This is a genomic window from Shewanella sp. MF05956 (genome assembly GCF_059758055.1).
On sequence record NZ_JCAYNV010000014.1, the window covers coordinates 106,483 to 128,657 of the forward strand.

The window sequence follows — 22,175 nt, forward strand, 5'->3', positions numbered from 1 at the left end:
CTTATTATTCGCCGCGTAACATTCAGCACTCAAGGATTTGAGAACAACGCTATGTTAAATCAAAAATTAATGAATATTGATCATGTCGTAGCCATCGGTGGCGGTCATGGGTTAGGCAGAATACTTGCTGCACTCGCTTTTTTAGGTCCTAAATTAAGCGGCATTGTTGCCACCACAGATAATGGCGGTTCAACAGGACGATTAAGACAAGACCAACAAACTATTGCTTGGGGTGATTTACGTAATTGTTTATCACACTTAGCTCACCGCCCTTCTTTAGGTTCTATGCTATTTGACCACCGTTTTACTGGCGACAATGAGCTTGCTGGGCATAATTTGGGCAATGTGGTGTTACACGCGCTTGACCAATTGTGCGTACGCCCACTCGATGCAGTCAATTTAATTCGCGGGATTTTAAAAATCGAAACGCAAATCATCCCCATGTCTGAAGCATCAACTCATTTAGTTGCACTAAGTCATTGTGGCGCAAAAGTGTTTGGTGAATTAAATGTTGATGGTATGACCGAGGCACCAATCGCTTTATCTTTAGAACCACAAGTACAAGCAACATTGGAAGCGTGTTTGGCCATTGAAAAATCACAATTGATTATTTTGGGGCCAGGTAGTTTTTTAACCAGTATTTTGCCGCCACTGCTCATTCCTGAAATTGCCGAAAGTATTAGAAACTCAAATGCGCATGTGATGCTTATCGACAACTTAACTGCTGAGTATTCTCCAGCTAGTACGTTTAGCATTGAAGATAAAATTGTTTGGTTAAATCAAATTATCGGTAAAAAGGTGATTGTCGATGTTATCCAACATGGGCAGGGACAAAAAATAGCCAGTCATTACAGCAATGAAGTGCGTTTTAATCAATTTAACTTAGTCAGTCAGCACCATCCCGGCCTACATGATAAACAGTCTTTAGCTGAAGCAATTGAACAAGTATGTCAATTTCATTTAGCCCAACAACAGATCCCTGAACTTAATTAATACCGCGGAGTTCAAGGATGAGTTTCTAAACAAGAAAATTAAATCAATAAAAAAGGCTGCAAAAGCAGCCTTAATTATTATTCGATTTTTTTACAGCACTTGTGCGATAGCTTTACATACTGCTGGCATGTTGTTTTTAGTTAGGCCAGCGACGCTAATGCGACCTGAACCAACGATATAAATGGCAAACTCATCTTTTAAACGAGCCACTTGTTGCTTGTTTAAACCAGAGAAACTGAACATACCGTTTTGACGTGAAATAAAACTAAAGTCTTGCTCTACGCCTTCTGCTTTTAGACTGTCTACAAATAACGTACGCATTTCTGCAATGCGTTGGCGCATTTCAGTTAATTCTGCTTCCCACTGTTGACGCAACTCGGTGTTTGCCAAAATAGTACTCACAATTAATCCGCCATGAGCAGGAGGGTTAGAGTAATTTGCACGAATTGTTTTTTTGATTTGGCTAAAGCTGTTAATCGCTGCGCTATCATCTTGTGCTACAACCGTTACCGCACCAATACGTTCATTGTATAAACCAAAGTTTTTTGAAAATGAGTTCGCGATAAGTAACTCAGGTACCAAAGCCGATACAGTACGAAGACCTTGTGCATCTTCTTCAATACCAGCACCAAAACCTTGGTATGCAAAATCAAATAATGGTAAAAGCTGCTTGTCTAAACAAACTTGCGCAACCTGACTCCATTGCGCTAAAGATAGATCAATGCCAGTTGGATTATGACAACAGCCATGCAATAGCACCACATCACCAGCTTGAGCTTGATTAAGATCGACCAGCATCGCATCGAAATCCATGTCGTGAGTTTCGGCTTTATAATAACGATACTCTTTGACCGTTAAGCCGGCAGTTTCAAAAATATTTTGGTGATTAGCCCATGTCGGATTACTCACCCAAATCGTTGTTGATTGAGTATTTCGAACTAAAAACTCGGCAGCAACACGTAAGGCACCGGTTCCACCTGGTGCTTGTGCTGTTACTGCACGCTTGTCTTTAATAATCTGGTTATCCGCACCAAACAGTAACTCTTGTACTACCTGGTTATAAGCTTGAACACCTTCAATGCCTAAATAGTTTTTGGTCATTTCTGTTTCAAGTAAAATAGCTTCTGCTTTTTTTACTGATTTCAGCACTGGCGTTTGCCCTGCCTCATCCTTATAAATACCAACACCTAAATTAACTTTATGTGCGCGAGTATCGGCTTTAAAAGCATCAGTTAAGCCTAAAATTGGGTCCGCTGGAGCAAGCGTTACTTCAGAAAAGATCATTACAACTATCCTAATTGAGGGAAGAGACAAATTTTATTTAGTTATACCATTGTATCGACAAGCTGAGTAGTGAGATTTTTAATTGTTGGGATAAAATGACACAATCATTAAGATTAAATCAAAAATTTTAAGATAACTTCTATTTAATCGGTGATTTCGATAAAATTTTAATATAAGAAGCGCAATGTTAACTCGGTTTATGTTCTATTCGTCAATTTCTGATAGGCATTTTTTGTTAGCAGTATTTTATGTGCACTGCTTTGTGTGAATGGCGTTGAAGATATTGTGCTGAGTGTTTATAAAATGGCTCAGGGGAAATGTATTCACTGAATACAGATTTTATCGCTGACAAAATTTACACACACTGCAAAATTTAAAACCATTTTTTACATTTTGATGATTACGTTTTTTTGATAAACCACATGTATTTAGACGATTGATTACCGATGCATAAGACTATTTATCGTAAATGCATTTAAAATTAAAAGAGTTTTAACTTATTTTTAGGCATAAAAAAAGGAACCCGAAGGTTCCTTTTCTAAAGCATTTCACTAATTAATTAGTTAATGCTTCTTTTGCTTTTTCAACTAAAATTGCAAATACAACTTTGTCGAAAACAGCGATGTCAGCCAAAATCTTACGATCGATTTCAATAGACGCCTTTTTCAAGCCGTTAATGAAACGGCTGTAAGACAGACCATTTTGACGTGAAGCCGCATTAATACGAGCAATCCATAATTGACGGAATTGACGTTTTTTCTGACGACGGTCACGGTAAGCATATTGACCAGCTTTAGTTACTGCTTGAACAGCAACACGGTAAGTACGGCTACGAGCGCCATAATAACCTTTAGCTAGTTTAAGTACTTTTTTGTGACGAGCACGAGCGGTTACACCACGCTTAACTCTAGGCATTGTTTATCTCTCCTTTAATTAAGCGTATGGTAGTTGACGTGCAATTGCTGGCACATCAGACTTAGCAACTAAACATTTAGCACGTAAGTGACGCTTACGCTTAGTGCTCTTCTTGGTCAAAATGTGACGTAAGTGTGCTTGCTTGCGCTTGAAACCATTAGCGGTTTTCTTAAAACGCTTCGCTACACCCTTGTCTGTTTTCATTTTAGGCATTTCTAAAACTCCGCATTGGGACGTTAATAAACGTAAGGCGAGCAAAAGCCTCAAGAGACTTTTGCTACTTTAGGTTGCCCTACTATTTCTTTTTAGGTGCTAGCACCATAATTGCTTGACGACCTTCCATTTTCGGGAAAGATTCGACAACCGCATACTCTTCCAAATCAGCCTTGATACGGTTCAAAAGATCCATACCTAGGTTTTGGTGTGCCATTTCGCGACCACGGAAACGCAGCGTAATTTTCGCTTTGTCACCATCTTCTAGAAAACGAATCAGGTTGCGTAGTTTTACCTGATAGTCGTTTTCATCAGTGCCGGGACGGAATTTAATTTCCTTCACCTGGACCTGTTTCTGCTTCTTTTTTTGTTCTTTTTGAGCTTTCGCTTTATCAAAAAGGAACTTACCGTAGTCCATTATGCGACAGACCGGAGGCTCAGCATTAGGGCTGATCTCTACAAGATCAACACCGGCTTCATCTGCAATACTCTGAGCTTCTTTAATACTAACGATACCAATTGGTTCTCCTTCTAAATCCGACAAACGGACTTCAGGAACACCAGTGATTTCATCATTGATTCTATTAGGGGCTGGCTGTCGCCCTGCTGTTCTTTTGATCTTTATGACCTATTCCTCCAACAATTTGAGACTACGGAGCGAAATTTGTTGACGTATTATAGAGGCGAAATCTTCTAATTTTAACTTGCCTAAATCAATACCGTCACGTGTACGCACCGCGACTTCCTTATTTTCCATTTCTTGATCACCAACGACCAACAAATAAGGCACACGTCTAAGTGTGTGTTCGCGTATTTTAAAGCCTATTTTCTCATTCCTCAAGTCAAAAGATGCTCGAATACCCTGTTCTTTGAAGAATTTAACGATTTCTTCAACATAATCAGCTTGTTTATCGGTAATATTCATTACAACGACTTGCATTGGAGCAAGCCAAGTTGGGAATTTACCCGCGTATTCTTCTATCAAGATACCTAAGAAACGTTCTAACGAACCTAAAATAGCACGATGGATCATTACCGGCGTCTGGCGACTGTTGTCTTCAGCTACATAAGTAGCACCTAAACGAGTCGGTAATGCATAATCTAGCTGTACTGTACCACATTGCCATGCACGATCTAAACAATCATGTAAGGTAAATTCGATTTTTGGGCCATAAAACGCGCCTTCGCCCGGTAATATATCATATTCTATATTATTTGCGGCTAATGCTTGCTTCAAAGCTTCTTCTGCACGGTCCCACATCGCATCATCGCCAATACGCTTTTCAGGGCGTGTTGACAGTTTTACGACAATGTTTTCAAAGCCGAAGGTTGCGTATGTGTCATATACCATTTGGATACATGCACTCACTTCCTGCTGAACTTGATCATCAGTACAAAATACGTGAGCGTCATCTTGAGTAAATCCGCGTACGCGCATTAATCCATGTAATGAACCCGATGGCTCGTTACGATGACAACAACCGAACTCAGCCATACGTAATGGCAGGTCGCGATACGATTTTAAACCTTGATTGAAAATCTGTACGTGACCAGGACAGTTCATTGGTTTAATCGCGTATTCACGGCTTTCGCTGCTGGTTGTGAACATGGCTTCTGAGTATTTATCCCAGTGACCTGAACGTTCCCATAGAGAACGATCCATCATTAATGGACCTTTAACTTCTTGATAAGTGTACTGGCCTAATTTTTGACGAATAAACTTTTCAAGCTCTAGGAATATGCTCCAACCATCATTATGCCAAAACACCATTCCTGGCGCTTCTTCTTGCATATGGTATAAATCTAGCTGTTTGCCAATTTTACGATGATCACGCTTGGCTGCTTCTTCTAAACGCACTAAATGAGTTTTAAGGGCTTTTTTATCTGCCCACGCTGTTCCGTATACACGTTGCAGCATTTTGTTATCAGAGTTGCCACGCCAATACGCACCCGCAACACTCATTAACTTAAAGTTTTGACAAAAGCGCATATTCGGCACGTGCGGTCCGCGACACATATCAACATATTCTTCGTGATGATATAGCGCTGGAGTTGCATCTTTACTGATGTTTTCATCTAAAATAGCAATTTTGTATTCTTCGCCACGTTCGCTAAAAGCGTCACGCGCTTCTTGCCAAGAAACGACTTTTTTAACCACGTCGTAATTGGTTTTTGCTAGCGCAAGCATTCGCTTTTCAAGTGCTTCGATATCATCTTGCGTTAACTTGTGGTCCAAATCGATGTCGTAGTAAAAACCGTTATCGATAACAGGGCCAATAGCCATTTTTGTTTCAGGCCACATTTGTTTGATCGCGTGACCTAATAAATGCGCACAAGAATGGCGAAGGATTACAACACCCTCGTCGTCTTTAGCCGTAATGATAGCGAGTTCTGAATCTGCTGTGATTAAGTCTGTTGCGTCTTTAAGCTCACCGTTAACTCGGCCAGCGATACACGCTTTAGCTAAACCAGGGCCGATGTCTAATGCAACATCAAGAGTCGATACAGGATTGGCAAACTCACGTTTGCTGCCATCAGGCAATGTAATAATAGGCATGAAATGTCCTTGTCCAGTGGTGACCCACACGTAGGGCCACATGGTAATTAAGTATGTTCTTTTGGAACGAGAGACACGTTAATGAAATCAAGACAGTACAGGAGTCTTAGTTACCCATAAACGTAGCCTTTATTCTAAGTGATAAGCCGTTTATGGCGCAACTATATAAGGCTGAATAACGACTATATTTGATGATTTTAGAAAATATAGTTGTCCGAAGGATAAATTATGACATTCACTCCTTTTTAATGTTCTACGTTATTTATTTTTAGATACAACGAATTAGCATTGATATTGCCAGCCTTTTTTTAAACACCTCGCGGGATTCTTTGTTTGAGCTGATTTTAATCACTCGCTACACTACTGATATTATTATTTATTATTAAGAAATTCATTAAAAACCTACATTTAGAATCAAATAATTTCAACAGACATAAATCAAACAAATGGATGATCCACAATAACAGGAGGCCACTATACTGTTTATAACAACATCAGTGGGAGGTTTAAAATGAGATTATTATCGCGCCCAATTTGTTGCCCGCATTGCGGTCATCATCAACATGTCACAATCGATGCGAGTGCTGGCGATCAAGAATATTATGATGATTGTCGCATCTGTTGTAACCCCATTCATATCCGTATGCACTTAGATGAAAACCGCCGAATGATTCAGCTGCATGTCGATTCAGATGATGAACAAATTTATTAGGCTTAAAAGACAACCATTTTTAAGAGGGTAACGCCATAATGGCAACAATAATGGCGTTACATGCTTATCACTATGAGTATTAGGCATACATTAATTATTGAGTAACTGCTTTTTTGCCAATATCCGCTCAACAGTGTCGACTATCACCTGTGTTTGACTATCGATTTCGATATTAATCTTATCACCCATTTTATATTGACTTAAATTAGTCAATTTCAATGTTTCGGGAATTAAGTGCAACATAAAGCCGCTATCACTTACCTTACCTACTGTTAGACTGCACCCGTTAATGCCGACGAAACCTTTATAAAAAATGTAGTTCATCCACTGCGGGTCAACGTTAAGTTCAATATTATAATGTTCCGCAGTATTACTGACTTCACCAACGGTAGCTTGAGTATGCACATGTCCCGATAAAATATGTCCGCCAATTTCGGTTCCAAATGTCAACGAACGTTCAATATTGACATTATCCCCAACACGGGTGTTACCTAGGTTAGTCAGCGCTAATGTTTCTTCCATTACATCAAAGAAAACCTTATCATTTAGTATCTTGGTTACTGTTAGGCAAACGCCGTTATTGGCAACACTTGCACCTGTCACTAATCCCTTTGTTAACTCTGATGTCATAAGGATTTCAAAGGTGTTAAGTCCTGCAGTTTTTTGTATTGATACCACTTCACAAGTGGCTTGAACTATACCAGTAAACATATTTCTCTCGTTCCGTAATAGGCTTTTTAATGAATAATACAGGTTTTCAAATTCAGCGCTTAATAAAATTAGCGCTTCCGGTACTTATTGCCCAAGTAACACAAACCATGATGGGATTCATCGACACGGTAATGGCTGGAAGAGTCAGTGCGGTCGATATGGCTGCAGTGGCTGTAGGTACCAGTTTATGGTTGCCTGCTATTTTATTTGTTCAAGGTTTATTAATGACTTTTACGCCAGTGTTTTCTCAACATCATGGTGCAAATAATCAACAAGTGATCCCGTCTCTCATATTTCAAGCAGGTTATATTGCCATAATTGGTGGGATTGGCGTGATGATCTTTCTCGCATCTTCTACCTATTTACTTGATTTAATGCATTTAGAACCGCAATTACATGCATTAACTGTGGGGTATATTGATGCGATTTTATGGGGCGCCCCCGCTTTTGTCTTATATCAAGTATTACGTGGCTGCAGTGAAGGAATATCTTACACCATGCCTACCATGGTGATTGGCTTTGTTGGTTTAGCTGTGAACATCCCAGCTAACTATATCTTTATCTATGGAGGCTTCGGCATTCCCGCTATGGGCGGTGCAGGATGCGGCGTAGCAACGGCATTAGTGTTTTGGGCAATGTTAGCCGCGATGATTATTTATATGTTAGTCGATAAGACCTTTAAAGAACTTGGGCCTTTTAAGCAGTTTTATCGTCCGCATTTAGCCAGCATGTGGTCAATGACTAAACTGGGCATGCCAATTGCCATGGCTTTGTTTTTTGAAGTGAGCTTATTTGCGGTGATTGCACTCTTTCTTGCGCCGTTAGGGGCAAATGTTGTTGCTAGCCATCAAATAGCACTTAACTTTTCATCGATTGTATTTATGTTGCCATTATCTATCGGCATCGCTGTTTCAATCCGTATTGGTTATTACCTTGGCCGTAACCAACCTGAAATAGCAGCCTTAGTTGCCAGAGTAGGATTAGGACTATCCTTTGTGTTAGCGGTTTGCACGGCATTATTAACAGTTACATTTAGACATGAAATCGCTTTGCTCTATAACGACAACCCTGAAGTGGTTGCATTAGCAGGCAGCTTAATGATGCTGGCAGCCTTTTACCAAATATCAGATTCAGTCCAGGTCGTCGCAGCTGGCGCTTTACGCGGTTATAAAGACACCCGAAGTGCATTTTACATCACGCTGTTTTCATATTGGTTTGTGGGTATGTCGACGGGCTATATTTTAGGTTATACCAACATCATTGTTGAACCAATCGGGGCGCATGGATTTTGGATTGGTTTAATAGCCGGTTTAACAGTAGCCGCAATATTGTTTGCAATACGCTTAAAGTACATACAGAAGAAAGGATTTGAGTTTCAACAGATTGGGTAATTAGGGCAACATTTTCAAGGTTTAATCATTCATATTGTTTAACCTTGAATCAAGTTGCACAGCAAATCACCATTTAATCATAAAAATGATTTTTTTACTTGCAAGCGGTAGGCTATCCCACTTACTATAGCGACCGCTTTGAAGCAAAACGTAATTAATGTTTACTTTAAACGATACACCCGTAGCTCAGTTGGTTAGAGCACTACCTTGACATGGTAGGGGTCGGTGGTTCGAGTCCACTCGGGTGTACCACTCTTCTGACAGAGTATAAACAGTCAGTTTTTGTTAAAAGTAAACAATACACCCGTAGCTCAGCTGGTTAGAGCACTACCTTGACATGGTAGGGGTCGGTGGTTCGAGTCCACTCGGGTGTACCACTCTTTTCAAAGAGTCTAAACATTGAAATTCAAACAATACACCCGTAGCTCAGCTGGTTAGAGCACTACCTTGACATGGTAGGGGTCGGTGGTTCGAGTCCACTCGGGTGTACCATTTCTAGCTGTAATTCAATGCTTTATCTTGTTTTAAATCACTTTGATCTGTGCCCAAACCAAATTTAAAAACTACTATCTTAAAATTTATTCAAACAGGTACAACATTTCAAGCACTCAATAAATTGATATGTTTTCACGCCTGTAAAAATCAAAGCTAACATCATTTGTGCCCAAACTTGTGCCCATGTGCCCAAAGTAGTTTTTAGAAATGAATTGCTGTGACCCCTACCCTATTAATTTCGTATTCAATAAAGTGAAGGTTATTTGGTATTGTCCGTTGTATATATCGCTTTCATGAGGGAGTTAATCTTCTTCAGACTATTTGGCTGATGAAGACTTACTCTGCTTAGCTCAAGTAAATTCTAAGCTGTGCCTTTGGGTTTTGATGTTTGAACAAATGCGAAACATAGCTTAACCATTTAAAAAGAATAAATTGCTATGTTCCGAGCGCGAATAATTAATTACAGTCTCGAAAGTGACAGAGATACAAATAAAGCTGTCTGTTCAACTGCGCAAAACCGCTTCTCTTGAGTCGGGATTTATCTCTTTCCATCTCTTGATTAGTGTTGTGACGCAGGGGTTACCCGCAAGCTGATTCATACGAACCCAATCAACATCTAGCAAATCAGCAAGTAATTCGATGTCCAATTCACCTTGCAAGGTGTGCCATTGTCGGATGCTTGGCTGTCTCATTAACTGAGCTTTTGGTGAGGTTAATCCACCGACAACAAAATATCCCTTTTCTTTGTCGTACCATATGCGTTGAATACCCGGTATGTTACTCATCCAGCGTTTGATGTCGTTTAAAGGCTTATCAAAGTATCGAGATAACAAGGTATCTAAACTACCGCTGATTGATGTGTCCTTTTCCTTACCTCGCTTATCTAACCAACGCTGAATAACCTCTTTTTTTACCTGATAGTAAGTCACCTTCGTTTCATTTTTCTGATGAAGCGAAACTAATTGTTCTTGCCATAATTCAACTAGTTCGGGTAACTCACTTTCAAATCGCATTGTTGCCTTTTGGCTGGATAACACGCCATCATCACTCAACTCTTTGACAATATGGAGCAATACTTCACTATCTGGCAGCACCCAATCCGTCAACGGATAAGGCTTCTGTTTCTTGGTTAAATCCGAAAACGCATCTTCCATACCCAGTGGCAATACATTCGTTTGGTCGTAAGATGGATCTTGCATCATGATTGACACTTGTGCGTCCTTATCCTTACTCAAAACAAGCGTAATTCTTGCCGCAAATCGTCGTTGTTTATCAACTTCAGTACCGTAGTAATCCATTACGACATTCTGACGATAACTATAGGGCCAATTCTCATTCATCAAAGTGAGCAAATCATCTACAGATGTTTCGAAATTGGCCAGGTACTCATTTGTTTTCAAAGTCATACCAGAATCAGTGGGATCGAAGGGGATCAACACCGGCCTGTCGTTTGAAACCGTAAACAAATAACCATCAGTAATCACAATGGTTGATTCGTTTAAACAGGCGCGTTGCAATGGCAAGACTTGAGAAATAGGCCTATCAGAATCAATCAGTAAACGTTTGATCTCTAACTCTTTAAGAACCACTTCAAGCTTTCTAATAATCGCTTCTTTGTATGCCTTGGTATCTAATAAGTCGTAATTGTAGGTGTAATATCCACCTTCAGACGCAACGTATAGCTTTATCGGGTCATCGTCTCTTTTTGACTCGATTAACAACCCTTTTTCGACTGGGTCTCCCGTTACATCATGAGGATTAACGTTGATATGTTGAACTGCACACCGTCCAACTAGCGACTTCGTTAGTGGATAACGATCATCTTCAATACCTTTTACCTGATCTAGCAAAATCAAAACGCGGTCCGAACGGTCAAGCTTTATCCGTTCAAAGTCATTTACCGCAATTCCATCTAGTAAATCCCACGAAACATCGACGCCTTTCTGTGCAATTAGCGATTTAAATAAGTCTAAGATTTCTTCACAGGCAACAACGGCATTAACTCTTAGGTCTATAACCTTGATTTCGCCGGATATCTCAATACTTGGGAATGTTGACTTAGCCTTATTGGCCTTATGCTTTGTTTTCAACGTCAGTGGTTGGAGATTTAACGTTTTAGCTGAAAGTTCAAAACCATAGTCACGCGCAAAAAGGATGAACGCATCTTGCACTGGTTTTAACACCATAGGCCAACTTTGCTCAAACCTGGTTGGTGTAGAAAGATCCAGAAACGGACGCTGTTTACGTGAATTTTTACTCTTTCCAATTTCTTTAAACAGCGTACCTCTCGGTTTTCTTTCATGGCCAGGATACCACCTGACGAGTACCTTATTTTTGTCATAGACCCATAGAGGCTTCTTAATGCGATCTATATCATCGTCATTAGATAATGGTCTTAATGGAACATTGGTATAAAAGAGAGCAATCTCTGTGGTATTTCCATCTTTTAACTGCTGAGTTCTACAATCTAGGCTGATCGCATTGACACCGCCAGCCCAGCTATCTACTTTCAATAACGGACAACCTAAACTGTAAGCGCCTTTACAATGACCACCAAAAGCCCGTAATGATCGCATCATTAGTCGAATCCACACAGGATTTAACACCGGTGAATATTCAACGCGAACCGGAGTAATAGGTTGCAACTCAGCGTCTACAATAGACGGAGGAATATCACTTGAACTTTGCAAAGCAACATAGAGACCAAACTGATTACCATTTTTTTTCATTAAATAGGCAAACTGCCGACTGTCTAGTTCAGCATCAATACGTTTTTCCCAGGCTTTCTTCTCTTTCCACTGATAGTTGTTATTGAGAAGTGGATAGTGATAAACCACAAATTTGTTGCCTTTATCTGCATCAACCTCGCTATTCAAATAAACCAAATGAGACAGCGGCAACTTCCTCAAATCTTTATTTTCATCCATTAACCTTGCTCCCTCATACGCTGCCAAACTATTTTCGAAAACCACTTAAAGCCAGACGTCATTTGATATCCATCGCTCACCAAACAACCTGGTAGAAACAGGATTGAAGCATTCTCAACTTTTACTGGCTCCAACATTTCAGAAAAGCCAGATAAGGAACAATCTTCACCAGTCAATAGGTTCGCGATTACCAAAATGGCGTTTTCACCACGGATTTGGCGGATCTTTTCCAGCTTCTTAATTAATCCCAAAGGCGCAAATTCAGGACGTTTACCAGAAGCAAGCCATTGCTCAAAGCCTTCATCCGACTGCTCCAGAGCAGCTATAGACCAAAATTTAGCATCAACAAAAACATCCGCGTTTGCTATCTCAAAATCATATAATTCAAACAACTCATGGTTGTAGACGTCTTGTTTAGTGGCTAGCTGCTTGTCACTCAGCAGTGCGCGAATACCTTCCTCACCAATACGCCCTTGTAAAATTCGCTGAATCACAACAGGATGAAATGCAAATTGCTCTTCAATGTCGTTGGCAAACGGCTGAAACGACGTTCGAAAACCTTTACGATTAAACCAATCCGAAATGGCAGGTTGCTGATTAACAACCTCATAAAGCGTCTGTGGGTTATATTTGATCAATCCGGCTGCTCGCTTCGCAAAGAACTGCCAACTTTTTGGGTCGTACCATGTTTCACCAGTAACCTTTGTTTCCTTGGGCCGTTCAAAGCACGCCCAACGACACAAAGGCTCAGTAATGCCAAACGTATTGTTTTGCGGCATCCATTGGAGATCATGCTGCAATACAGCGCGGCCTAGTTCATGCCAAAGTCCTGAAATATCTTCGATACAACCCTTACCTAGTCGTGCATCTCGGATAGCGGAAACTAACTTGTTATCAATAATATCTACCGCAGCAGAGCCATCTTGGGATCGCGTTTTCAACAGGGCAAGAAAGTTGGAAACCGTTGCATCTTCGGAATGAGTAAGATCATCAATCAGCTGATTATTAAGGTTTGAAACCCAATTTCGGTTGTTAGTACAAACGGTTAATTGGCCGTAGTTGCGAAGATGACCTGCTACATCATCGCTTAAATGAATGGCGACATGGGGCACATACGTCCAAGCACGTTCAATACGACCAACTTGCTGCTGCACGTCAGCGGCAAGATTCTTAACGTAGTCATTTGTCCCTTTATAGAGCTTGTTTAGCTCCTGGATTTTAGCGACTGAGTTATTCATCAACGGCATAATAAATTGCCGCTGCTGCTTACGAGAAAATTCTGAACGCCTGACTAATTTTTCTAAGTTTCTGAGCTGAAAGCCAGCATGAGACATTTCGTCATCATCGTCATTGCTATCCCATGGTGAAAAGTAAAAGTGCTTACTTTCAATAATAAACAGCGACGTCAGATCCATCTGCCCTTGAGAGTCTGGCAAGGAGTAGTCCAAATTAATGCCATTGGTAGCGGATGCAGTTTGTGTCATTACCACCACGGTTCGGCCAGAGTCGAACGCCGCTTGATAGGCGTGCTCAAATCCTTCTCGCTTTTGTGCCTCTGCATTGAGTAAGCAAATCATCATGGGCTTACCGTTGACAGCCAAAGGAATAAACACATCGTCAAAAGAAGACAATACGCCTGTGGTTAAACGCTCCATTTCAAGCCAATCCGCGCTCATTCTGCTGTTTTCTGCGGTATCACTTATCAACCACTTCCGAAGGTATTTGACAGAGTTAACAAAAGCAAGATGACCTTTATGTTGTGGCTCATTCGCTGCTAAATGCAGAACGTGCAGTAATTTAAACAACACAGACTGCCGGTATTCATACTTGTAATCTGAGTGCTCAGCCTCAAAAAATGCAGCGTTCAAATGCAGTTTTGCCTCCTGAAAAACTGGTGCATTGATAGTATCATCAAAGTCGTGGATCGTGGTTTTCAGTGTCGAGCGACGCTTTTCAGATTTGTCTTTAACCAACGAGCGGATCACCGCTATTTGTAACTGCTTATCCTCGTCAGTTTGTAAATATGGAATCAGCTTCTTAAACCAATCTTCGGGGCGCTGCTCAAAGCTATCGCCCAGAAAACTCTCGGTACATTGTGGATTGCGGGCCTGTGCCACGTAACGCAAAGCGCTTTCAATCCAGCGTATATCGAAATGACCAATCCCCCTTTCGATATAAGAGGTTGCGGATAGTGCAAAAACGAGGTTACGACTCGATAACGAAACCATTAACCCTTCAGGTGTTGTCGGCAATAGTGCGCGTTTAATCTTGATCCTCAACGGGTCAATATCCGCTTCAGCTTCATCAGTGGTTAATAGCCAGGTTGTTAAGCCAAACATATTCGTCTGAGTATTAGGCAATCGGTTTGATTTGCTGAGCGCTTCTAACTCAGGCAAGCTAGTGCGAGGCAGGGAGAACAGCGATAAACTGGGTAACGCTGTGCTGTAGTAGGATGGTCGATAATCATTCGCAGGATCAAACAGTAACCGGTTTAGCCGAACAAGATATTCATAGGCTTCGGACTCATCGGTCGCGAACTGTGACAACAGCAAACTGAAGCGTCTGATATATTTCTCCATCACACGCAAAAAATCACCAACATCAACCGATACATCATCGCTTTGCTCATAACTTTTCACTTCAAAGCCATGAGGTTTTTGCTGTAATTGCAAAGGCTCACTGGTTACTAAGTGGTCTGAGCGAAACAGATATTTCCTTTCGAACGGAACACCGGATTCATACTGTTTTAAAGGCATTACCAGTGCCCTAGACTGATTCAGATCGACTCCTTTGCTGGTCAAATCCTCCTCTAGCTCCGCAATAAGCTGTTTAAGCTCACTGTAAAGCTCAGGTATAGGTTCAGCAGTAACAAACTGCATTCGCGCTAATAGGCGCTTACCGCCTTCAAGTAATTGGCCAATACACTCAGGCGGCTCTTGCACCATTTGGGACTGGGCAAGTAATGTCTGTAGAATGTCCGCTTGGTAATCAAACTCATCAACAAATACAACCTTTCCGGCCAGTTGGCCGCTCGACATTCTAACTTTCTGTTTACCGTCGTAAAAGGAAGCGAACAGCTTCTGCGTTGTTAACACCAGCAAATGTTGCTTATCATCGTGCCAGGCAATCGCCGGGAAAATTCGACGCACCCATTTATTTTCTCTGAATAAACGAAGCTTTTCTTTTGCTTGCTCCGTGAGCTCATGCGTCTTGCCATGGTGCTTACTGGCATACTTCACAGCCTTCTCTAAGGACGACATGCACCCAAGTAGCGTCCGTTCGACAAAGCCACACAGTTTTCTTAGTTCCTGCTCTTCTCGTTCGAGTAAGACGCCCATCGAATCAGGGTTTTTCTTTTTATACTCAACATTACGGGCGATGGCTGAAACGTTGTGGCAAGCACGGACGAGAGCCTCTTTATCAGCATTAGAACGAAACGCACCTAAACCATGAATATCCTCAATGGCCTTATAAGGATCGGGCAAGTCAGTTCTTTGAACACCTTGTTCATGTGGCAGTGCTCGTTGCGAAACCGCACTAACAACAGTTTCATCCTGAGCATAAAGGATACTAACGAGCAGTGGATTACCCGAGCTGTCTTTTGCACTCGTGGCACTTTCATAAATGTCATGCAGGATGTTCCAGCGATGGGTGACCAATATGGCCTGCAACCCTTTGGATTTTATAAATTCAAGGCTCGCTGGAATTTTCCCGTCTGGGCTACGATAAAGAGAACTACTTTTGCCACCACCTGTTGGGCCTTGTAACTGGCAAAAGCCAGCAATAGCATTTTCGTTCTTTGCATTAACCGATAGGGCAAGCGCCTGTTCAATCGTATGCGCAATGATTTGATTATAAGAAGTCGGTATTGGCTGACTCATCTAAATCCTCGTTAACTTGATTTTCCTTTTGAGTTTCGCCCCTTTTTTAGAAGGGGCGACAAGGTTGGAGACAACACAACACCAACAAATGACTCATTAATTCAACTCAGGCACGATTTCCTGTGACCAACTGTCTTCCATCAGCATTCTGAACGACATACCACCCGACGCTGCTTCCAACGTAAGTTCGCCAGCATCTACCGCCGTCTTGACGTGCTCAGTTAACAGCTCAAATAATCGGCGCTTGTACTCAGTGTCATCGTTTCCTTTTAAATGCTCACCCTTGGTTTCCAGTACAGAGAAGCGGTAACTGCCAGAGTTTGGCTGTTCGACGCACACCAACAAGTCAGGGTAAACCTTTTGCTTTTGCCAGCCTTGCAGGCTGTACTCGCGTTGATTCACTGCAATACGATGCCACCAATGCACAGACTCTTGCTTATCCAAATACCAGGCTGTGTCGCACTCTAAATTGTTCAGCCCATTTTGATAGACCTTTTCGAACAGGCTTTTTTCGAGTTCAGATCCATCTTTGCGGCGAAGCACCTGATCATGCTCACTGACATTAACCTCTAAGGTTTGCGCCAGTTCCCAATTTAGCTTTTCGTTATCTGAAGCGAGTAGGCGCAGGGAAATATCACCCTTGTCCAACTTAGATCTGAAAATTTGCTCCGATAATTGCGCGACCTGCTGTTTAATGTCGCGCTTCATCTCTTTCAATAGTTCAAGGCGGTTAGTAAACAAAGCCTCCTCAGAAACGCCATTACCACGCAAGATGTCTAACGTCTGCGTTAATACCCGCATGGCTTGCCATGGGTTTGGAATAACATCGGTGAGCAGCCTTACCATAAACGAGATATCTAGGCCTGCACTGGGGTCAAACTCGATGTTTTCGTGGACCGGATCGGCCAAGTCCAATTCACCTTGGTTATCCTTTGACATTTTGTAGTCGATACGGGCAATCGTGCGTTTTAACTTATCGTCCACTAACTGGAAGTTCTCAGCGTTCAAATAAGACAACGACTCCCAATCTAGATCACCCAGCACATCCCGTTCATAGTCAAACAAACGGTAGCCGTCTTTGTACCCTGCATCACGATGTAAAACCCGAGGCAAGAATATTTTCGGCAAGCTACGAAAACGCTCTCTTCGCAATAAGGTTTCTTTGCTCACTACTGCGGCGGGTTTATTGGCTTGTGAGGCTTTAACCTGATTCGCCACATCCCCCATTCCTTCTTCTTCTAAACCTTGCTTAACACCGGCAACGGCTTCCATCACATCCTGATCAAAGGTGTAGACATAACACTCATCTAAGCTTGGTTTTTGCGTCAATCGCGCATGTGGTTGACGGAGTACCCGGCCAATCATTTGGGTGATTGCCGTTTTGGCGGTCATTTTTGACAACACGGTTAACACATAAGCAAAGGGGCAATCCCAACCTTCACGTAGCGCATCCTTTGTGATGATGTATTTAACGGGGCACATTTCGCTGAGCAAATCATCATCACCCAACTCGTCTTTGTCAGACGTTTTCAGGCGAATTTCATTTTCATTTACGCCCAGTTTTTCTATCAAATATTCGCGGGCGTCTTCCGCATGCACAAAGGCTGAATCTCGTTGGTCTTTACCTGTGCGCTCAACACGGATCAGCATGATGGGACGAATATAGCGACCGGTTTCGTTTTGTAGCTGTCCGGCATCCTGTTCAAGCTCTGCCAATTTAGCGTGCGCAAGCGACAAGGTATGCTTCCACTCACTTTTGTCTTCGTTGATTAAGTTGATGGGTAACTTAATCATTTGCTCATCTTTCAACGCTTGCCCAGATACGTTCACCAGCACATTTGAGTGATGCTTACCGTTAGCATTAGGCGTGGCAGAAAGCTCAAGAATAAACTTAGGGTTAAAGCCACACAGGGTTTCTCTTGCGGTTTCGCTATAGGCTTTATGCCCCTCATCCACAATAATCACTGGGCGAACCATGCGTAACACATTTCCCAAGCTTTGTTTGACTGACACTGAGCCTGGCGCTATGCCTTCTTGCCAACCGTAATCTGAAAGATCGTTACAATCTAAATTGCGAATACTGTTCAACAGCGCCTCGTTTTTCGTGCTGTCATCCTCAACGGGAAAAAAAGACGTAAATCGACCACTATCACGGAACATGCGCAAGGTTTGTTTGGATTGACGCGCACTGGATTGCAGCATCAACAACATAACGCACAGGTTTTCGTCGGTATCTCGCTTGGTAAAGGCATCGTTCTTTTCGAGCACTTTTACGCGCCCACCCGAAGCACGCTCTAGCATTTGTCGATACGGATGCTCACGATTGGCCAACTGTTTCCAGGTTTGCTTGTAAATGGCATCCGACGGCACCACCCAGAGCACCATACCAGTTTGTTGCGTAAACAAATCCGTTTGCAGGCGCTCAACCGCGGCAACGCCAAGTAAGGTTTTACCACCACCCGTTGGTACTTTCAGGCACACATTAGGAATGGGACGCTCTAAGCCGTCAAATCTTGTGACATAAGGTGCGGGCACCAAGTGACCGCTTTTGTCTTTAAGTAGGTCAATACGGCGCTCCTGTACCAGAGCTTCCCACGTATCTTTGGCATAATCGGTTAAGCGAGCCTCTTTGCCTTTCATTTTCTGAAAAGCAAAAAAGTCTTCCGCATTTTCCTTGGTATCGGCCAGCTTTTTTAAGTAATAGTCCAGCTTATCCAGCACACCATTTTGGTAGTCTTTTAACTCCATGTTACGCCCCCATAATGCGATGGATAGCGTAAGGCAACTGGCAAAACTCAATGCGTTTTTCAGTTAAGTCCTTCTGGCTCATAAACTTCGCGACAGCAAAGACAATGGTGCGCTTTTTCGTGGCATTGTTTTTAGCTATAACCTCTACTTTGTCCGCGTTTAGTGCCGCTTCATTTGAGCGCAACCATTCGCTATCCGGGCGATAGAACAAATGAATACGGAATAAATCTGTTTCGCCGATAAAACCATCGGCAGAAGCTTTCGCGACAGTTTCTAAGGACTGTCCAGTGGCGGTATAAAACACATAACGTGCGAGCGCGTCGAATGACGGCATTGCTTCGCCAGTGAGTAAGCTTTCAATTTGGATCGGTTCCCCTAAGGTGCAATAGGTGAAGCTACCACCAATGCCTGGGGCAAACTCATCCACTTTGCGCTCACCGGTGACTGTGAGCACACCGTCTTTGAGTTCTTTTTTGATTTTGTCGAAATCTTTGCTGTGTTTTGCTTCAACTTTGGCTATTTTTTCAAGCAACTCAGCATGTTTCTTCTCAAAGACTGACCAAGTGATTTTTTCAGAAAGCAGTTCTTGCTTCTGGTTGCCTTTGAAGGGGTAGCCGTTGATTACACGGCGAACACGTTCAGCGGTTAATGTATCGGCGTAGTCTTCACACTCGACTAAGATAAACTTACGGCTGCCATTGTCTTTTTTATTAGCTTCAAGCACTGCGTGTGCGGTAGTACCTGAGCCAGAAAAAGAATCTAGAACTATTGAATTAGGGCTTGTAGCTATCGTCAAAATTCTTTCGATTAATCTAACTGGTTTCGGTGTTGCGAAAATTTCTATATTTTGGCTAAAAATAGTCTTCAGGTGTCTTTTAGCTTCATCTGTGTGGCCCGCTTCAGTAAATGGTAACCATCCAGATGCAACAACACCTTGCTTAACTTCCGACAAATAACGTTTTGGAAGAGGGGCACCGTTTCCATCTTTTCCAAAATAAATGCGCCCATCAGCTATCATCTCTTTAACTTTTTTCTCAGGGTGTCTCCAACTAGCTCCGGATGGTGGATAATATACTTGTCCTGTATTTGGATTAGTTATCGCGTAACGATCTCTTTCTCGAAACTCATTTCTGAGAAGATTATCAGAACGCCAAGGCCCCCTAGGGTCGTTGTCAGGATTAGAATAGGCATCATCTTGTTTAGAAGTTCTAGGGAGTAAATTTGGTACAAATTTACTCAGATCTTTCGCATACACGAGAACATGATCATGCATTTCAGGAATGCCTTTAGAGTCACTTGAAACAGCATACCTTTTTTGCCAAATCATATTGCATAAGAAATTTTCAGCTCCGAATATTTCATCCAAGACCATTCGTAATCGATGCTGCTCATTATCATCAATTGTGATAAAAATAGATCCTGTCTGACTTAAAAGTTCACTGAGCAAAATAAGCCTCGGCCACATCATGCAAAGCCATTTGTCATGACGTTCCATATCTTCTTTATCAACGGGATTGGCTGACTTTTTCAGCCATTCCTGCATCAATGGTGAGCGAACGTTGTCGTTATAACACCAGCCTTCATTACCTGTGTTATACGGCGGGTCGATAAAAATACAGTCTACCTTACCTGCGTGAGTCGGTAGTAACGCCTTGAGGGCTTCGAGGTTATCGCCATGGATGATGAGGTTGTCGTCCAATGATGCCGTATTGCCTTCCTGCGGTAACGATTTATCCGCAACCACTTTTAGTTCACGAAACGGCACACTCAGGTGGTGTGAATAAACAAACTGCTTACCTTTAAAATCCAACGTTGGCATCGGTATTCCTTAAATTCTTATTTAATTCGGATGATTAAGCTTTTGTAATAAAAAACGGTTGTCTGGGTTGTGCTCATCATCTAAGTGACATAACCCGGCGCAATTGCAAGGTTTTGTACCCCATACAGCGCGGCTCGATTGTTTAACGCAAGCTGACATTGGCTGGTTGATAAACACGCGGCCTCGGAACAATCGACGTTCCAAAGCCGAAGCAAGTACCCCGCAGTTGCAGCTCTAATCTCAACCTTTAGAACGCCACCCGTCATGCCATAATCCAGTTCAATCGCTTCGCTGTGCTCGATGCGTGGGTGCGGTACTAACTCCAACTCAACAAATCGGTTCCATTGCCGGTCTTGGGTTTCGAGCTCACTTTCTTTGATAACAGAGGGCGACAATATTGAATCTTCAAGAACAACACCTGCTTTAATTCGGGTCAGTACAAAGTCACGGAATTCACCATGCTTGCGGTCAAACCCACGAACATGCCAACGCAGCCCGTTATCCACCAGCGTATGCGGTACAATTTCACGCGTTGTTTCACCGCTCGATAACGACACATAGGTAATGCTCAAGGCTTTGCCTTTGTGTATGGCCTCGGTAACTTTCGCCACTATCGATAAGCTCGGCTTGTTAAGGTGATAAGGCGCTTCACACGCAAGAGGTGGTTTTACCTTTCCAGTGAAGCCATCTCCGTAACCTTGGCTAATAGTCGCCAGCGTTCTCACTACGTCATAGTCGAACAAGGGTTTAAATGCTTCACCACGTTTATGCAACTTGAGCTTTTGGTCATACTCAATGTTGCCTGGTGCAAGCTCTCTGTACATTGTGAAGTCTTTCGTTGCTTGTGCGGCCGCTATGCTGAAGCGATCGACTAAATCCGCCCGTACCGCTTCTCCCTTAAACAATAAGGTGAAATCGATATGGGCAATGCGATCCCTGGTTGCTTGTGGCAACTGCGCTATCTGCGAAAGCCTATCTGGCTTCGCCACTACCGTTTGTTTCAGACCATCATTTGTCATGCGTCTTGTTTATCCAATTCAACCAGATTCTTAAAACTCTGTTTATAAAATACGGTCAGACATTGCTTAATCACATTGAACGGCATGGCATAAAGCTGCTCTTTATCCGCAATGACTAATCAATCTCTACTGGTTGAAGCTGGACAGATGGCCATAAACACTGAATAGGCTTCAACCTAATTAATTTTATTAGGTATCATCCTATCACAAATTATTTTGTAGGGAAGACTAAGCGACAACTTTATGATCTTAATTGCAATTATCGCTCAGTGCTTGTGATTAAATGTCATGCTCTTGGTCTTATTGATAGCAGATATCAATGCGCTTACCGAGTAATCAGGTAACACAAAACAGCGATATCACTTATATTATTGCTATGAGATATTCCACGTCCTATAGCAAAACACATCAGAGCGCGTAGTTCGCTAACCTGCCCCGCCAAACAACTACTGCCTGCACAGACCTTAGGACGTTAACAATTAAAAAATCGCCAATGAGGCGAACACTTCA

At 42.2% G+C, this 22,175-nt stretch carries 14 protein-coding genes and 3 tRNA genes; 6 read left to right on the forward strand and 11 right to left on the reverse strand.

From position 1 onward, the window contains the following. Positions 1-51: 51 nt before the first annotated feature. Complete coding sequence (yvcK, locus tag AC19MX_RS15905) at positions 52-993, forward strand: uridine diphosphate-N-acetylglucosamine-binding protein YvcK (protein WP_432405042.1); 942 nt, start codon at positions 52-54, stop codon at positions 991-993. A gap of 90 nt (positions 994-1,083) precedes the next feature. Here yvcK and AC19MX_RS15910 read toward each other — a convergent pair whose 3' ends face one another. The 5 genes from AC19MX_RS15910 to thrS all read right to left on the reverse strand — a co-directional run bounded on the left by AC19MX_RS15910 (position 1,084) and on the right by thrS (position 5,962). Continuing rightward, positions 1,084-2,277 carry an amino acid aminotransferase gene (locus AC19MX_RS15910; protein ID WP_432405038.1) on the reverse strand — a complete coding sequence of 398 codons (1,194 nt, stop codon included), beginning with the start codon at positions 2,275-2,277 and terminating at the stop codon, positions 1,084-1,086. A 555-nt stretch (positions 2,278-2,832) separates the two neighbouring features. Then, positions 2,833-3,192 (reverse strand): 50S ribosomal protein L20, encoded by a 360-nt coding sequence (gene rplT / locus AC19MX_RS15915; RefSeq protein ID WP_182773354.1) that lies wholly within the window; start codon positions 3,190-3,192, stop codon positions 2,833-2,835. 18 nt (positions 3,193-3,210) lie between these two features. Continuing rightward, the gene (gene rpmI / locus AC19MX_RS15920; RefSeq protein WP_011496149.1) at positions 3,211-3,405 is read right to left on the reverse strand and encodes a 50S ribosomal protein L35; all 195 of its coding nucleotides are present in this window, start codon (positions 3,403-3,405) and stop codon (positions 3,211-3,213) included. Positions 3,406-3,487: 82 nt separating this feature from the next. After that, the gene (gene infC / locus AC19MX_RS15925) at positions 3,488-4,030 is read right to left on the reverse strand and encodes a translation initiation factor IF-3 (protein ID WP_432405045.1); all 543 of its coding nucleotides are present in this window, start codon (positions 4,028-4,030) and stop codon (positions 3,488-3,490) included. Positions 4,031-4,033: 3 nt separating this feature from the next. Next, positions 4,034-5,962: a threonine--tRNA ligase gene (gene thrS, locus AC19MX_RS15930; RefSeq protein WP_432405031.1), complete on the reverse strand. Its 1,929-nt coding sequence runs from the start codon at positions 5,960-5,962 to the stop codon at positions 4,034-4,036. Between the two features lie 511 nt (positions 5,963-6,473). On the opposite strand from thrS, the gene AC19MX_RS15935 reads away from it, so the two are divergent. Further along, on the forward strand, positions 6,474-6,674 hold the full coding sequence (locus tag AC19MX_RS15935; RefSeq protein ID WP_432405028.1) for a CPXCG motif-containing cysteine-rich protein: 201 nt from the start codon (positions 6,474-6,476) through the stop codon (positions 6,672-6,674). A 90-nt stretch (positions 6,675-6,764) separates the two neighbouring features. Here the strand turns inward: AC19MX_RS15935 and AC19MX_RS15940 are convergent, their stop codons facing one another. Continuing rightward, positions 6,765-7,385, reverse strand: coding sequence for a riboflavin synthase subunit alpha (locus tag AC19MX_RS15940; RefSeq protein ID WP_432405025.1), 621 nt, complete (start codon positions 7,383-7,385; stop codon positions 6,765-6,767). Between the two features lie 29 nt (positions 7,386-7,414). Between AC19MX_RS15940 and AC19MX_RS15945 the strand changes: the two genes are divergently transcribed. From AC19MX_RS15945 to AC19MX_RS15960, 4 genes are all read left to right on the forward strand, one after another. Beyond that, positions 7,415-8,776, forward strand: a complete 1,362-nt coding sequence (locus AC19MX_RS15945) for an MATE family efflux transporter (protein ID WP_432405022.1) — start codon at positions 7,415-7,417, stop codon at positions 8,774-8,776. A gap of 175 nt (positions 8,777-8,951) precedes the next feature. Continuing rightward, positions 8,952-9,028, forward strand: a tRNA-Val gene (locus AC19MX_RS15950). A 48-nt stretch (positions 9,029-9,076) separates the two neighbouring features. After that, a tRNA-Val gene (locus AC19MX_RS15955) sits at positions 9,077-9,153 on the forward strand. Between the two features lie 38 nt (positions 9,154-9,191). Then, positions 9,192-9,268 (forward strand) — tRNA-Val (locus AC19MX_RS15960). 506 nt (positions 9,269-9,774) lie between these two features. Here the strand turns inward: AC19MX_RS15960 and AC19MX_RS15965 are convergent. From AC19MX_RS15965 to AC19MX_RS15985, 5 genes are all read right to left on the reverse strand, one after another. After that, the gene (locus AC19MX_RS15965; RefSeq protein ID WP_498299167.1) at positions 9,775-12,198 is read right to left on the reverse strand and encodes a hypothetical protein; all 2,424 of its coding nucleotides are present in this window, start codon (positions 12,196-12,198) and stop codon (positions 9,775-9,777) included. After that, positions 12,198-16,079, reverse strand: a complete 3,882-nt coding sequence (locus tag AC19MX_RS15970) for a hypothetical protein (protein ID WP_498299168.1) — start codon at positions 16,077-16,079, stop codon at positions 12,198-12,200. The genes AC19MX_RS15965 and AC19MX_RS15970 overlap by 1 nt, the downstream gene beginning before the upstream one ends. Before the next feature lie 96 nt (positions 16,080-16,175). Next, on the reverse strand, positions 16,176-18,827 hold the full coding sequence (locus AC19MX_RS15975) for a DEAD/DEAH box helicase (protein WP_498299169.1): 2,652 nt from the start codon (positions 18,825-18,827) through the stop codon (positions 16,176-16,178). Position 18,828: 1 nt separating this feature from the next. After that, positions 18,829-20,646 (reverse strand): site-specific DNA-methyltransferase, encoded by a 1,818-nt coding sequence (locus AC19MX_RS15980; protein WP_498299170.1) that lies wholly within the window; start codon positions 20,644-20,646, stop codon positions 18,829-18,831. A gap of 80 nt (positions 20,647-20,726) precedes the next feature. Further along, positions 20,727-21,665: a WYL domain-containing protein gene (locus tag AC19MX_RS15985; RefSeq protein WP_498299171.1), complete on the reverse strand. Its 939-nt coding sequence runs from the start codon at positions 21,663-21,665 to the stop codon at positions 20,727-20,729. Positions 21,666-22,175: the final 510 nt, after the last annotated feature.

Excerpts from the sequence above, each read along its gene's own strand:
- yvcK (WP_432405042.1), top strand. The coding sequence starts at position 52 with ATGTTAAATCAAAAATTAATGAATATTGATCATGTCGTAGCCATCGGT.
- AC19MX_RS15910 (WP_432405038.1), bottom strand. The coding sequence starts at position 2,277 with ATGATCTTTTCTGAAGTAACGCTTGCTCCAGCGGACCCAATTTTAGGC.
- rplT (WP_182773354.1), bottom strand. The coding sequence starts at position 3,192 with ATGCCTAGAGTTAAGCGTGGTGTAACCGCTCGTGCTCGTCACAAAAAA.
- rpmI (WP_011496149.1), bottom strand. The coding sequence starts at position 3,405 with ATGCCTAAAATGAAAACAGACAAGGGTGTAGCGAAGCGTTTTAAGAAA.
- thrS (WP_432405031.1), bottom strand. The coding sequence starts at position 5,962 with ATGCCTATTATTACATTGCCTGATGGCAGCAAACGTGAGTTTGCCAAT.
- AC19MX_RS15935 (WP_432405028.1), top strand. The coding sequence starts at position 6,474 with ATGAGATTATTATCGCGCCCAATTTGTTGCCCGCATTGCGGTCATCAT.
- AC19MX_RS15940 (WP_432405025.1), bottom strand. The coding sequence starts at position 7,385 with ATGTTTACTGGTATAGTTCAAGCCACTTGTGAAGTGGTATCAATACAA.
- AC19MX_RS15945 (WP_432405022.1), top strand. The coding sequence starts at position 7,415 with ATGAATAATACAGGTTTTCAAATTCAGCGCTTAATAAAATTAGCGCTT.
- AC19MX_RS15965 (WP_498299167.1), bottom strand. The coding sequence starts at position 12,198 with ATGGATGAAAATAAAGATTTGAGGAAGTTGCCGCTGTCTCATTTGGTT.
- AC19MX_RS15970 (WP_498299168.1), bottom strand. The coding sequence starts at position 16,079 with ATGAGTCAGCCAATACCGACTTCTTATAATCAAATCATTGCGCATACG.
- AC19MX_RS15975 (WP_498299169.1), bottom strand. The coding sequence starts at position 18,827 with ATGGAGTTAAAAGACTACCAAAATGGTGTGCTGGATAAGCTGGACTAT.
- AC19MX_RS15980 (WP_498299170.1), bottom strand. The coding sequence starts at position 20,646 with ATGCCAACGTTGGATTTTAAAGGTAAGCAGTTTGTTTATTCACACCAC.
- AC19MX_RS15985 (WP_498299171.1), bottom strand. The coding sequence starts at position 21,665 with ATGACAAATGATGGTCTGAAACAAACGGTAGTGGCGAAGCCAGATAGG.